15 protein-coding genes and 1 tRNA gene are annotated in these 12,896 nt (G+C 63.9%); 8 read left to right on the top strand and 8 right to left on the bottom strand.

Annotated elements, in window-relative coordinates:
• Position 1: 1 nt before the first annotated feature.
• Together GDN70_RS16880 and GDN70_RS16885 are read right to left on the bottom strand one after the other, a co-directional pair.
• The gene (locus tag GDN70_RS16880; RefSeq protein ID WP_028140966.1) at positions 2-355 is read right to left on the bottom strand and encodes a GrlR family regulatory protein; all 354 of its coding nucleotides are present in this window, start codon (positions 353-355) and stop codon (positions 2-4) included.
• Positions 356-619: 264 nt separating this feature from the next.
• The gene (locus GDN70_RS16885; RefSeq protein ID WP_028140965.1) at positions 620-1,003 is read right to left on the bottom strand and encodes a VOC family protein; all 384 of its coding nucleotides are present in this window, start codon (positions 1,001-1,003) and stop codon (positions 620-622) included.
• Positions 1,004-1,182: 179 nt separating this feature from the next.
• On the opposite strand from GDN70_RS16885, the gene GDN70_RS16890 reads away from it, so the two are divergent.
• From GDN70_RS16890 to GDN70_RS16900, 3 genes are all read left to right on the top strand, one after another.
• Positions 1,183-1,767 carry a hypothetical protein gene (locus GDN70_RS16890; RefSeq protein WP_038973507.1) on the top strand — a complete coding sequence of 195 codons (585 nt, stop codon included), beginning with the start codon at positions 1,183-1,185 and terminating at the stop codon, positions 1,765-1,767.
• A 170-nt stretch (positions 1,768-1,937) separates the two neighbouring features.
• On the top strand, positions 1,938-2,405 hold the full coding sequence (locus GDN70_RS16895) for a hypothetical protein (protein ID WP_028140963.1): 468 nt from the start codon (positions 1,938-1,940) through the stop codon (positions 2,403-2,405).
• 155 nt (positions 2,406-2,560) lie between these two features.
• A tRNA-Arg gene (locus GDN70_RS16900) sits at positions 2,561-2,637 on the top strand.
• 75 nt (positions 2,638-2,712) lie between these two features.
• On the opposite strand, the gene GDN70_RS16905 is transcribed toward GDN70_RS16900, so the two are convergent.
• Both GDN70_RS16905 and GDN70_RS16915 read right to left on the bottom strand, forming a co-directional pair.
• Positions 2,713-3,678 (bottom strand): AraC family transcriptional regulator, encoded by a 966-nt coding sequence (locus GDN70_RS16905; RefSeq protein WP_038950356.1) that lies wholly within the window; start codon positions 3,676-3,678, stop codon positions 2,713-2,715.
• Between the two features lie 451 nt (positions 3,679-4,129).
• On the bottom strand, positions 4,130-4,420 hold the full coding sequence (locus GDN70_RS16915) for a hypothetical protein (protein WP_038950354.1): 291 nt from the start codon (positions 4,418-4,420) through the stop codon (positions 4,130-4,132).
• Positions 4,421-4,731: 311 nt separating this feature from the next.
• Between GDN70_RS16915 and GDN70_RS16920 the strand changes: the two genes are divergently transcribed.
• Positions 4,732-5,193, top strand: coding sequence for a host attachment protein (locus GDN70_RS16920; RefSeq protein ID WP_038950353.1), 462 nt, complete (start codon positions 4,732-4,734; stop codon positions 5,191-5,193).
• A 30-nt stretch (positions 5,194-5,223) separates the two neighbouring features.
• Here GDN70_RS16920 and GDN70_RS16925 read toward each other — a convergent pair whose 3' ends face one another.
• A complete protein-coding gene (locus GDN70_RS16925) occupies positions 5,224-5,487 on the bottom strand; it encodes a hypothetical protein (RefSeq protein ID WP_028140959.1) in 264 nt (87 codons plus the stop codon).
• Between the two features lie 302 nt (positions 5,488-5,789).
• Here GDN70_RS16925 and GDN70_RS16930 point away from each other — a divergent pair, with 302 nt between their 5' ends.
• The 3 genes from GDN70_RS16930 (at position 5,790) to GDN70_RS16940 (ending at position 8,049) form a co-directional block, all read left to right on the top strand.
• Entirely contained in the window at positions 5,790-6,236 is a 447-nt protein-coding gene (locus tag GDN70_RS16930) for a hypothetical protein (protein ID WP_018322327.1), read from the top strand.
• 97 nt (positions 6,237-6,333) lie between these two features.
• Positions 6,334-7,206 carry a DMT family transporter gene (locus GDN70_RS16935; RefSeq protein ID WP_038973503.1) on the top strand — a complete coding sequence of 291 codons (873 nt, stop codon included), beginning with the start codon at positions 6,334-6,336 and terminating at the stop codon, positions 7,204-7,206.
• Between the two features lie 96 nt (positions 7,207-7,302).
• Positions 7,303-8,049: a hypothetical protein gene (locus GDN70_RS16940; RefSeq protein ID WP_173015823.1), complete on the top strand. Its 747-nt coding sequence runs from the start codon at positions 7,303-7,305 to the stop codon at positions 8,047-8,049.
• Between the two features lie 60 nt (positions 8,050-8,109).
• Here GDN70_RS16940 and GDN70_RS16945 read toward each other — a convergent pair whose 3' ends face one another.
• Complete coding sequence (locus GDN70_RS16945; protein WP_038973509.1) at positions 8,110-8,439, bottom strand: hypothetical protein; 330 nt, start codon at positions 8,437-8,439, stop codon at positions 8,110-8,112.
• 66 nt (positions 8,440-8,505) lie between these two features.
• The gene (locus GDN70_RS16950; RefSeq protein ID WP_244625901.1) at positions 8,506-9,897 is read right to left on the bottom strand and encodes a deoxyribodipyrimidine photo-lyase; all 1,392 of its coding nucleotides are present in this window, start codon (positions 9,895-9,897) and stop codon (positions 8,506-8,508) included.
• Positions 9,898-10,063: 166 nt separating this feature from the next.
• On the opposite strand from GDN70_RS16950, the gene GDN70_RS16955 reads away from it, so the two are divergent.
• Positions 10,064-11,794, top strand: a complete 1,731-nt coding sequence (locus GDN70_RS16955) for a methyl-accepting chemotaxis protein (protein ID WP_152102799.1) — start codon at positions 10,064-10,066, stop codon at positions 11,792-11,794.
• Positions 11,795-11,926: 132 nt separating this feature from the next.
• On the opposite strand, the gene GDN70_RS16965 is transcribed toward GDN70_RS16955, so the two are convergent.
• Entirely contained in the window at positions 11,927-12,586 is a 660-nt protein-coding gene (locus GDN70_RS16965; protein WP_028140953.1) for a peroxiredoxin, read from the bottom strand.
• Positions 12,587-12,896 lie beyond the last annotated feature (310 nt).

Consider the following 12,896-nt stretch of genomic DNA (forward strand, 5'->3'; position numbering starts at 1 on the left):
TCTAGTCGAAGTCGGCGAGCTTGTGCAGCGTCGCGCCAAAAATCTGGCTGGCCTTGCCGACGAGAGCCGTGCCCGTCATCTCCGCGCGCGTGTCCGTGAAGGTGCCGCTGAGGCCGATGCCGACGGGGGCAGGGCCGCCGAACAGCGGATTGTCGTCGCCCCGCGGCGAGGTGTGTCGTTGCACCAGCACTTCGCCCTTGAAGGTGTTGTTGTCCTTCACCACGTAGCTGCCGGTGTAATAGAGGTAGGCATCGCCGCCAAGGATCTTGCCGTCGCGAAAAAGGATCACGCCGCTGCCCTTGCCGGCTCGACCATCGAGCAGGGTCACGTGAATCGAATAGAGACCGTTTTTCATAACGTCCCGCAGGCCGGCCGCCATCGCCCAATGGCGTAACCGGTCCCGCTTTTATGCCAAAGCGCATTCTCTCGCGCAACGCGGCAGTTTGCCGGCCGGCCACGGGAAGTTGCCGCCGCGAGCCGTAGTTGTTCCGGCTTGTGAGTGACGCCGTCATGACGGTCTGATGACGGGGCGAGGCCGGCCGCCTGCGAATCAGGGTTGGCCCGCGAAATGCATGACAAAACGTTGCACTGGACGCGGGGTGCTGGAGCTTGCGCCGGATCAGGTATATTTCTTGTCGCGCTCAAGCAGCTCGATGGAGATGCCTTCGGGGCCGCGGATGAAGCAGATGCGCACGCCGGGCCGGATCGTGGTCGGCTCGCGCGTGAACGTGACGCCCTTGGCCTTGATCTCGGCTGCAACGGCATCGATGTCCTTCACCGTCAGGCCAAAATGGTCGAGACCCTGATGCGGGTGCGGAGGCGGCGGGTTGACGGCGTTGTCGCCCTCGAGCGGCGCGATGAAGATCCTGGCGCCGCCCAGATTCACGTCGATCCGTCCCGGCGCGTGCACGATCTCGCCACCGAGGATGTCCCGCAGCCAGGCCGCCGTGGCCTCCGGATCGGGGCTGCGCAGATGGACGTGATCCCAAGTGACGACTGGCATTTCAATTCTCCCAACGGGCCTTCGCGATGTTGCTGCGCATGTTAGCGGCCGTGGGCGGTGATCGCCACCGTCCCTGCCGATTCGCAGCTGCGCGGGAACCTTAGTTCCTCTTCCGGATTAAGGTAAGCAGTGGCCGGTCCGTCGTTGCATGGGCTTTGGCCGCGATCGGTGATGCAACCATGAACGCCAGGCTCGACCGGATCGGATTGGGGCGCTTCGCCGGGACCGGCGAACGAGTCGCGCGGGCCGTGACGATTGCGAGCGTCTCATTTGGCCGCACTCTTCTGTGGCTGCTGGCGGCCATCATTGTCGGCTGCGGCGTCTGGATGCTGCTGCCTCTGTCCAAGGGCAATAGTGCTGAGCCGGTGAAGGCGGAGCTGGCGGCCGTCGAGGCGGCTCCTTCGGGCGATGCGGCCGCAACTGTGTCGCCGGTCTCGGAAGCCCAGGCACCGGCCAAGTCACCTGCCGCGGCAGAACTCGGTCGTCTCAGGATTTCATCGCAGACCTGGCGCCGCGGCGGCCTTGGCTCGAGAGCCCTGGTGACGTTCACGCTGCGAAACGACAATGACTATGCCGTAAAGGATGTTGAGATCGTCTGCGCCTTTACGCGGCGCGACGGCAGTCATCTCACCAACCGCAGTCGCGTGCTGGCGGATCCGGTCAGCATGAAGAGCCGCAAGACCTTTGCGCATATCCCGGTCGGCTTCATCAACGTGAATGCCGATCAGGCGAAATGCTCGCTGGTTGCAGCACGCCGTGCTTAACGGCGGCATGTTCCGGTAGCGGAAAAGTTACCCTCCTTGGTCCTTGCTGGCCCTTGGCGAAAAAACCTCGCATCGCCATTTGAACCGAACGGCTGGGCCAGGAACCAAATAAGAGATCGCCTGTTGAGGCGGAGAGCCCACGCGGGGATGCGGGGGGCGGAGCGCGGCCAATGCCCATCTTTCGGTATTTCGTCTTTGTCGGTGGAGCTTTGCTCGCTCTGCTGTTCGCGGTGAATTTCGCTTTCCCGGTGGCGCCTGTGGCACAAGCCGTTGCGACCGCGAGCAACGATCAGCCCCTGATCCGAATCCGGTCCGATCGGCACCTGCCTGAGCGCGTCGTCCTCGACACCAGTCAGCCGACGATTGCTGCGCCCGCGGTGAAGACCGCCGCGGTTGTGGCTCCCCAGCCGCCCGTGCAGGAGGCCCAGTCGGCGGCCTTGGCCGAGCTGTCAGCCAAGGCGCGGGTGCGCGAGACCTTCGCCCAGTTCACGCCGGCCGCGAAGACCGATACTGCCGCCAAGGCTCCGGTTCAGCCCAAGCGCAAGGTCGCCAGGGCCCATCCGGCGCCGCAGCAGGGACGACCGGTGATGCTGGTTGCCCAGCAGCCGCATTTCGGGCTCTTCAACACGACCTGGTGACAGCCGCCTTCGATCCGTCTCGAAACGAGGCGGGGGCTTTTTATTGGTCGGCCTCTCTGCTAATTCGAACCCATCCGAACCGCCGTCCGATGTGCTGGCTCGTCAGCCGCCGGTCCGGCAAGTCTCGGTTTGTGGTCCGGTACCTCCGGGCCAGGGCGCTCGTAGCTCAGCTGGATAGAGCATCGGATTTCGATTCCGAGGGTCGGGAGTTCGAATCTCTCCGAGCGCGCCACTCCTCCTTGGCGTTCCAGATATGTTCCAGAACGGCGCTGATGCCGCGCACCGTCGCAAGGGCTTGCTGCGTCGGTCAGGCTGGCGGGATACGGCTGTGCCGGCCGCGTGCCAGCGTGTCGGACGGGGCCTCGTGGAACGTCGCGCGGTACGCTGCGGCAAATTCACCGAGATGATGGAAGCCCTGCGCGCGTGCACACGTGGCGACGGTGGCGCCGCCGCCCTTGAGCAGACGGGCGCGGGTCGCCCACAGCCGCTTGAGGCGAATGTACTGATGCAGGCTCATGCCACGCACCTTGCTGACTGCGCCGCCGAGGGTGCGGATCGAGACGCCGAACTCACCGGCGAGATCGGCGGTATAGATCGGCACGGTCGGATGGGCTGCGACGTAATCGTCGATCCGCTGCACCAGCTTGATCGAACGCTCGCCCTGGACCGAGGCGCTCCGATCCGACATCGAATCGATCCGAAACAGATCGTCGAGCGCGAGCAGCAGGCCTTCCTGCAGATGGGCCGCCGCCTCGGTGGTCTCGAACAGGAGCGGCTGCATTGAGGCGGTTCGCAGGATGTCGAGCAGGAGTTGCCGCGTGTGGAGCAGGGCGGGCCGGTTCGCGACATGAGCCCGCAAATCGTCGGCGTGATCGAACCAGCCCCGGTCTTTGAGCTCGGGGGAGAAGATGATCATTGCATGATGATTGGTCTGGGGCTCGACGAAGTGGCATTCATCGTTGCCGCGGAGCGTCACGAAGAAGCGCGCGTCGAGATCCAGGCCCTTGAAGTTGACCTGGAGGTCGTCGGTCATGGACAGGATCACCATCCCGCCCGGCATCCGATAGGCGGTGTCGAGGATGCGCGCGAACGATCTCATCAGGATGATGCGGCACGCCGGCAGGGAGACGACGGCGCGGGCCGCGGCGAAGTTCGGAATGTCGAGCGGAATGCTTCTGGCGTCCTCCATCGTCTCGATCGGCCGAAACGCATCGACGTCGGCAAAGCCGATCAGTTGAAGAGCGGAGGACGGAGCGAGGGCGTCGAACAACATGGTCTGGCCGGCTGCTGAAATGTGACAATCAAATGAACGTCGATACACCGCCATCAATGGCGAAACATCGCGTTTCAGTAAACCGAATTTCAGGCCGTAGTATTGCGGACATCATGCCATGACGTCCGTCCAGATCGATGTGGCCGTCAACGTTCCCGGCTCATCGGCTGGCCGGAGGCGAGGTCGATGAAATGCAGCCGCGTGCAGGCGGGACAGGCGAAGGATGCAAAGCTCCGTCTCTCCTGCCTCAGCTGCTTCTCAAGATCCGTCTGTACGTTCATGCCCGTCTGGGGGCATCGAAAAACGATCAAGTCCGCCATCACCGTAGAATGACGGTGCGTGCCGATTTCATCCTTGATCTAGATCAGTTTTGGAATCGATCCAGGCTGGTGATGACCGCGCAAGGAATGATCTCGCAAAAGCGAAGGGGCCCCGAGGGCCCCTTCAGATGTCACCAGCGGCGATAGCGTGGGCCATAATAGCGTGGACCGTAACCGTAATAGCGCGGCCCATAATACCGGGGGCCGTAATACGGCCGGGGCCCGTAATACCCATAGTAGTTCGGACGCCAGAAGCAGCGCCCCCAGGCGTCGCAGACCATGCGGACCTGCTCGATGCCGGAGGCCTGCGGCGTCGCAGGCGCGGGCGCGATGGGCATGGCAGACGCCGCCGGCGATGTCGCCAAAGCGCCAAACATGGCGCCGAACAGGGCTGCGGCGACGAGGCCGATCTTGAGATTCATGATGTCTTCCTCCGCTGACGCGATCCAGGATATCGAAGTTGTTCTGATCAAATTGTGGCGGAACCGAAATGTAATGCTGATGAACAAATCTTCAGCCGGTCCGCCGCAGGCCTGACCTCGACCCCGCCAGACTATCCCAGGTTCGCGCGAGTGACCAATGCTGCGGCCCGCGCTGCGATGGCCACGCAGGACATCGATGCGGTTCTTGATCCTGCGCAATTCGCCGTCGGGGCTTCGTTCGTAGTCTTGTCGCGTGGCCAGTCCTTCGACCAATTCGGAGAGCCGGCTCACAGGTTGCTTGGAGCTGTGCAATGGACAAGATGAGATTAGACAAGGGCGGCTGGCTGGTCGTGTGCGATGGGCGCAAGGCGCTCATTCTGGAAAACCTCGGCGACGAGATGTTTCCGAACCTTCACACCAGGGAGGTGCACGAGCAGCCCAATCCCATGACCAGCGCGCAAGGGAGCGACGCGCCGGGTCGCCTGCATGCCGCTGCCGGCGGCCTGCGCAGCTCGGCCGAGCAGACCGATTGGCACGATGAGGCCGAGCGCGCCTTCCTGCGCGGCCTTGCCGGCCGGCTCGATGCCGCCGTCAGCTCCGGCGAGACCACGGCCCTGACCATGGTGGCCTCACCGCGCGCGCTCGGGATGATCCGCGCCGATTATTCGGACGTCATGCGCAAGGCGCTGCGGGGCGAGGTCGGCAAGGACCTCGTCAAGCTGCCGGTCTACGAGATCGAGAAGCAATTGCTGCTGTCGGGCGCCGCCAAATAGAGGCGCCCGCAGAGGCCACGCCAGCGCCCCTCAGTAGCAGGGGTGCCGGCGGCGGTCCTGGCCGACATAGGCGGCCGCGCTCTGGTAGCAATGATTGGTCGACGGGCCGTCGTAAAAGGCGAAGGTACCGGGGGTGATGCCGGGGCCGTAATTGTGCAGATAGCTGATCGGGTAGGGCAGCGGATTGGCGTAATGGCGGTGGTGCCGGTGATGTCCCCGCGCCTCCGCGAGGCCAGGGGCTAGGATTGCGGCCGACAGGGCAGCAACCGCGGCTACAAGCGTCAACTTGCTCATCTCGATTCTCCGGAACTCGCACGAAGTGGTCAGCCATCTATAGCCACTTCGCACCTCCAGGGCACCCGTCCGGCGCCCGGAAATCGGGGCTAATCCCTCAGATTCCCGGGTGGGTGTGACAGAATTGCCCGACATGCGGTCGAAGGCTGCCCATTTTTGGCCTTTTCGGGATGCTTAACGAATTCCCCACACAAGTATGACCAAAGACTATTCGGTTAAGAATCCTGTTGCCGGCCTAGGGGCTCATTTCGCGGGTCCTTCGAAGCCGGTTCATTCCTGAAGGCTTTCGCCGTCACGCCGCCATGCGCATCACGCTTCTGAGCCTGCTGTTGCTCTCCATCGCCGCCGCCACGCCGGCGCGGGCCGAACTGCATATCACCCGCGACCACGGCGGCTATGTCGAGGAATACAAGACCAAGTACAAGCGCGTCCGCGAGAAGGGCGAGCGCGTCATCATCGACGGCATCTGCAACTCGGCTTGCACGCTGGTGCTCGGCATCGTGCCGATGAACAAGATCTGCGTGACGCCGCGGGCAAGCCTCGGCTTCCACCAGGCCTATTACGACAAGGCCTTCACCTTCGGCATCAAGGTCACCAGCTCCGAGGGCACGTCCGACCTGATGTCCTACTACCCCGACAAGGTGAAGGACTGGATCCGCCGCAATGGCGGGCTCACCACCGACATGAAGAAGATCAAGAACGGCGTCGAGCTCTGGAAGATCATCGACCCCTGTCCGGAAGAATGGTGAGCGGCTGAGCTGAGCCGCCATCGTCCGTCGCAGCGCAGCATCGTCCGCACGAAATTCGCATTGCCGCATAGCCCCCGGTGGGGCAATGAGGGCGGCAATGAACCATAATCAAGAAGCCCTGACCGCCCGCACCGCGCCGATCCTGTTCGTCCTGCTCTGGAGCACCGGATTCATCGGCACCAAATACGTCGTCAACAATGCCGATCCCTTGACCTATCTCGCCATCCGCATGGCGATCGTGGTCGGCCTGATGGCGATCATCGCGGCGATCGCGCGGCCGAAATGGCCTGACAGCACCGGCATCGCGCACAGCGCGGTCGCCGGCATTCTCGTCCACGGCTTCTATCTCGGCGGCACCGCGATCGCGATCGCGCATTCGATCCCGGCCGGGCTCTCCGCGCTGATCCCGGGCCTGCAGCCGATCCTGACCTCGACCATCGCCAACCGCTGGCTCGGCGAGAAGGTGACGCCGGTGCAATGGGCCGGGCTCGTGCTCGGCCTCGGCGGCGTGGTGATGATCCTGCACAACCGTCCCATGACCGGTGAAGCCGGTCTCGGCTGGCTTGCCTCGGTCGTCTCCCTGATCAGCATCACGCTCGGCACGCTCTATCAGCGCCGCTACTGCAACCAGATCGACTGGCGCTCAGGCAATCTCGTGCAATATGTGTCCGTCACCATCTTCTTCGCGATCGGGGCCTTCCTGTTCGAAGACCGCGTGGTGCACTGGACGCGGGAGTTCATGCTCGCGCTCGGCTGGCTCGCGGTCGCGCTCTCGATCGGATCGATCGGGCTATTGTACTGGCTGATCCGCCACGCTGCGGCGACCTCGGTCGCGAGCCTGTTCTATCTGGTGCCCGCCGTGACCGCGCTGATGGCTTATCTGCTGTTCGGAGAGAAGCTCGACGCGCTGGCGATTGCCGGCATGGGGATGTGCGCGGCCGCCGTGTTCGTCGTCAACAGGCGCTTCTAGGCGGATGGAGCGGGCGACGGGATACATCCCTGACGTGCGCGGCAGGTCCGTGTTAGGCTGAACGCATTTCAGTTTCACATTCACACGGTGATTTCCATGAAGAAGGCGAGGCGCGCGCTGCTCGGCAGATCGTTGAAGCCGGTCCGGATTGCCTGCATCAACTACGCGGAGGAGATGATGAGCGACCGGATGATGGCCAAGCTCACAGCCGCGCTCCAGAAATGCTACGACGAGCATTTCCTCCCCGTCTGGGGCTACCCGGTCGATCTCGACGTCACCCGCAAGCCGAAGCCGACGGACTGGCAGCTCGTCTATTTCGACGACGCCAGCCACAAGAACTTCCTCGGACGGCACGAGCTTACGCATCGGGGACAGCCGATCTCGAAGATATTCCTGAAGGCGCTGGGTGCGGACGATCCCGTCAGCCTGGCGGCATCGCACGAACTGTTCGAGATGGTGCTGGACCCCATGGCCAATCTGTGGGCCGACAGCACCCGCCACACCCAATATGCCTACGAGGTCTGCGACGCCGTGGAGGAGGACTCTTTCCTCGTCAACGGCTTCCCGATGTCGAACTTCGTCTATCCGTCCTGGTTCGAGCCCTTCGAGCATCCCCGCGGCACCAAATTCGACCATATGGGATCGCTCAAGGCGCCGTTCTCGATGACCGAGGGTGGCTACGTCATCAAGAAGGTCAACGGCAGGCGGCTGATCAAGCAGTTCGGCTCACCGGAAAAGCGGCGGCGCTTCAAGGCCGAGGACCGCCGCGGTCATCGCAGCGAATTCCGTGATCCGAAGGGAGAGCATCACCCGGGCCGGCGCGCATCCAAGCCGCGAGGGTAGGGTATCCCAGCTGCTGTCTCCGGGCGCGCCCGCACCCGGAGACCTGCTCGAGCGCCCCGATCAGCGCTTGGCCTTCCGAGCCTTCTTTTTCGACTTGGCGGTTTTCTTGGCCGCTTTCTTGGCGGCCTTCTTTGCAGTTTTCTTGACCGCTTTCTTGACCGCTTTCTTGGCCGCTTTCTTCGACGACTTCTTTGCAGCCTTCTTCGAACTCTTCTTCGAGGCTTTCTTGGCCTTCTTCTTGGAAGCCTTCTTCGGCGCTACTTTCTTCGCGACCTTCTTGGCGGCTTTCCTGACCTTCTTGACGGCAATGACCGCCGCGTCCTTGGTCGCTTCCACGGCTGTGGTGATCGTCTCCATCGCCTGTTCGGTGATCGGCTTATCGTCGTCCATATCGTCCCCCGCGGTTTGATTGGCGCGATGACGATAGCGGGTTTCGAAATTGTGTCAAAGCGGCGCTCAACTTCTGCGGATCTTTGCGTAGGCGGCGAGTGCACGCTCGCGCCCTTTGGCATGATCGACGATCGGCTGCGGATAGGTCTTGCCGAGCGTGATGCCCGCGCTCGCAAGCTCGATCGGCGTGGCCTGCCAGGGCCGATGAATCAGCTTGGTTGGCATGTCCTTCAACTCCGGTACCCAGCGCCGAACGTAGGTTCCATCCGGATCGAACTTCTCGCCCTGGAGCTGCGGGTTGAACACGCGGAAATAGGGTGCGGCGTCGGCGCCGCAGCCGGCGACCCATTGCCAGTTGGCGGGATTGCTGCCGGCATCCGCGTCGACCAGCGTGTCCCAGAACCAGGCTTCGCCCTCGCGCCAGTCGATCAAGAGGTGCTTGACCAGGAACGACGCCACCACCATCCGCACCCGGTTGTGCATCACGCCGGTGTGCCAGAGCTCGCGCAGGCCGGCGTCGACGATGGGGTACCCGGTGTGCCCGCGCTGCCAGGCCGCAAGCGCCTTCTTGTCGCCCTTCCAGGGGAAGCCGTCGAAGCTCGTTTGCAGGTTGTCGGTGGCGAGGTCGGGATGGTCGTGGAGCAGGTGACGGCAGAATTCGCGCCAGCCGAGCTCGCTCAGGAACTTTTCGATACCGGGCCCGAGCGCCGGATCTTCATCTGCGGCAAAGCGCGCCGCGTGCCAGACCTGGCGCGGGCTGAGCTCGCCGAAGCGCAGATGCGGCGACAGGCTTGAGGTGCCCTCCCGATCCGGGCGGTCGCGATCGCCGACATAGCGGCGCGCGGTGTGCTTGAGGAAGTCGCGCAGGCGTGTCCGCGCGGAGGCTTCGCCCGGGGTCCATGTCTCGCGCAGGCCGCCCGCCCAATCGGGCCTGGTCGGCTCGAGCTTCCAGCTTTCAAGTCGATCGCTGGCGATCTTTGGACCAGGGCGCAGCTGCTTCGGCGCGGGCAAGGGCTTTGGCGGATCGCCGAGCGACAGCACCCGCCGCCAGAACGGCGTGAATACGCGCAAGCCCCGGCCTTCCTTGTTGCGGATCGCCGAGGGCTGGACGAGGAGGTCGCCGGGGAGGCTTTGCGAGTCGATGCCGAGCTTTGCCAGTGCGGCTTCGAGCTGCCTCTCAACTGCCTGATGCGGCGCCTGCGCAATTCCATTCCAGTGGACGGCGCGGGCACCGCTTTCGCGGGCCAATTCGGCGACGACCTTGGCCGCCGGTCCCCTGTGCAGGACGAGCGATCCGCCGCGCGTGGCAATCTCGGCGCCAAGCGCCCGCAACGACTGCGCCAGCCACCAGCGCGCTGCGCTGCCCGGCGGGCGCCCGGCGGCCTCGTCGAGCACATAGAGGCAGACCACCGGCGCACCGGCTTTCACGGCAGCATGGAGGGCGGGATGGTCGGACAGACGAAGGTCATCGCGAAACCAGACGATGACAGGCGCGCTCGGCGTGGTCAGGGGCGTCCTCGTTTACGATTTGGAAACCATGCCGCGCGCGGCGATGTGAACTGTTGTTAATGCGGCCGTAAGCCGACTGCACCATTATGCAGGAATTACGGGGGTTGTTCCATTCATGTCCAAGGTTTCGACCGGGAAGTTCTTGCCGCAGTTCAAGCTCGGCACGAAGGCGGTTCTGTGTGCCGTGCTGCTGATCGGCGTGAATACGGCGCTTGTGGTCGGCGCCGGCTATTGGTCGCTGACATCCGCCTTCAACGATCGCGCCTTGCGCGACATCGAGGTCAATCTGCGCACGCTGGCACTGGCCTTCACGGAGACCGTTCCGGCCGCCAAGATCACGATGAAGGATGGCACGGTGGCGCGCGCCGAGATCCCCAAGATGCCTGACTTCGGGGATCACGCCATCGTCGATCGCGCGGTGTCCTATGTCGGCGGCAATGCGACCCTGTTCGTGTTCGACGATGCGAGCGGGCAGTTCGTGCGACGCTCCACCAATGTGAAAAAGGAAAACGGCGACCGCGCCGTCGGCACCCAACTTGCCGCCGATCATCCGGGGCAGGCGCCGCTGCGCCGTGGCGTGGCCTATAAGGGGCCGGCCACGCTGTTCGGCAAATCGTTCATGACGGCCTATTTCCCGATCGCGGATGCGGCCGGCAAAGTCGTCGGCATCCTCTATGTCGGCATCCCCATGATCCAGTACGAGAGCATGCTGGCCCAGGCGATCGAGAGCATGGCGGCGGCCGCGGGCCTCGCCGCGCTTCTGGTGCTGGTCCTGACCCTGCTGGTCGTCCGCCGCATCACCCGGCCGCTCACCTCGGTCACGCACTCGCTCACCGCGCTTGCCAACGGCCAGAGCGACGTCGCGATCGAATGCGAGGATCGCGCCGACGAGATCGGCGAGATCGCCCGCACGGTCGCCGTGTTCAAGAGCAATTCGCTGGAACGGGCGCGCATGCGCAGCGAGCAGGCGGCAGCCACGGCCGCGGCGGCCGAGCAGCGCAAATCCGACCTGCGCAGCTTCGTCGAGGAGTTCCGCGGCAGCGTCGGCGGCATCCTCGACAAGGTGCTGGCCTCGTCAGGCGAGTTCGAGCGTGCGGCGCGGCAGCTGACCGACGTCGCGCGCTCCACCGCAGATCTGTCGGCGCAGTCGGCGGGCGCGTCCGAAAACGCCTCCGAGCACGTGCGTTCGGCGGCGTCGGCCTCGGACGAGCTGTCTCAATCGATCTCCGAGATCGCCCGGCGCGTGCAGGAATCCAACCAGATTTCAGCCGAGGCGGTGCAGCAGGCCGAGGCGACCGATCAGCGCATCGCGCAGCTCTCCGAAGCGGGCGCGCGCATCGGCGACGTCGTCAAGCTGATCACCTCGATCGCCGAGCAGACCAACCTGTTGGCGCTGAACGCCACCATCGAGGCCGCGCGTGCGGGCGATGCCGGTCGCGGCTTCGCGGTGGTGGCCCAGGAGGTCAAGACGCTGGCCGGCCAGACCGCCAAGGCGACCGACGAAATCTCGAACCAGATCGCCAGCATGCAGCTTGCGACCGAGGAATCGGTCGTCGCCATCAAGGCGATCGGCCAGACCATCGAGCGCATCAGCGGCATCGCCGGCTCGATCTCGGCTGCGGTCGAGCAGCAGAAAAGCGCGACCCACAACATCGTCGCAAGCGTTCGCGCGGCGGTCTCGGGCGCGGCCGACGTCGCCGTCAATGTCCGCCACGCCGCCAAGGGCGCCAGCGAGACCGGCGAGACCTCGAGCCGGATGTTTGCCTCAGCCCAGGCGCTGTCGGGCGAGAGCCTGCATCTGAAGGCCGAGGTCGACGGGTTTCTGGATCGCGTGCGGGCGGCGTAAAGCAGGGCTCGAAATTCACAGCGTCATTCCGGGGCGGCTCGCAGAGCCGAACCCGGAATCTCGAGATTCTCAGGTGCGCAAGTGCGCACCATAGTTCGGTGCTTCGCACCGCCCCGGAATGACAGTTCGTTGTTATTTCGGCTGCGGCACGATGCGGATGTAGGGCTTCGGCTCTTTCCAGCCCTGCGGGTAGATCGTCTTGGCCTCGTCGTTGGAGACCGAGCCTGCGATGATCACGTCCTCGCCCTGGTTCCAGTCGGCCGGCGTCGCGACGCGATGCTTGGCGGTGAGCTGCAGCGAGTCGATCACGCGCAGGATCTCCTGGAAGTTCCGGCCCGTCGTCATCGGATAGACCAGCACCAGCTTGATCTTCTTGTCCGGCCCGATGATGAAGACGTTGCGGACCGTCTGGTTGTCGGCGGCGGTGCGGGTGAGGGGATCGCCCGAGATCGCGGCCGGCAACATGCCGTACAGCTTCGAGACGTTGTAATCGGTGTCGCCGATCATCGGATAGTTCGGGGCCGCGCCTTGCGTCTCCTTGATGTCTTCCGACCATTTGGCATGGCGGTCGACCGGATCGACCGAGAGGCCCATCAGCTTGACGCCGCGCTTGTCGAATTCCGGCTTCAGCTTGGCGAGCGCGCCGAGCTCGGTCGTGCAAACCGGCGTGAAGTCCTTGGGGTGCGAGAACAACAGCGCCCAGCTGTTGCCGATCCAGTCGTGGAACTTGATCTTCCCTTCGGTGGTCTCGGCTTCGAAGTCGGGTGCGGTGGTGCCGATCGGAAGTGTCATGGTTCTACCTCATCACATTGAATATACTGGAGAATTTGTCTCTGGCCGTCCCCCTCATTATAGGGGTCTTACAACGCCAAGTGAACGCCAACTGAACCGGTTAAAGTAAAATGTGAATTCCTTCCTTGAAGGGCCGATTTTCTAGCAACTTATTGTTACACCGGCACCTGCGGCGAAACAGCTCCACCCGGGGTCACACGGTCTCGCTCGCCCCGATAATGCCTTTTATGACTTCCATCACGCTCGCCCGGCGCGTCCTAGAACCAAAATGGTCCTGACAGCGACCAATTGGCAACCATCTAGAAAAGTC

The sequence above is a fragment of the Bradyrhizobium sp. TM102 genome, assembly GCF_009176685.1.
Classification (GTDB): domain Bacteria; phylum Pseudomonadota; class Alphaproteobacteria; order Rhizobiales; family Xanthobacteraceae; genus Bradyrhizobium; species Bradyrhizobium ottawaense.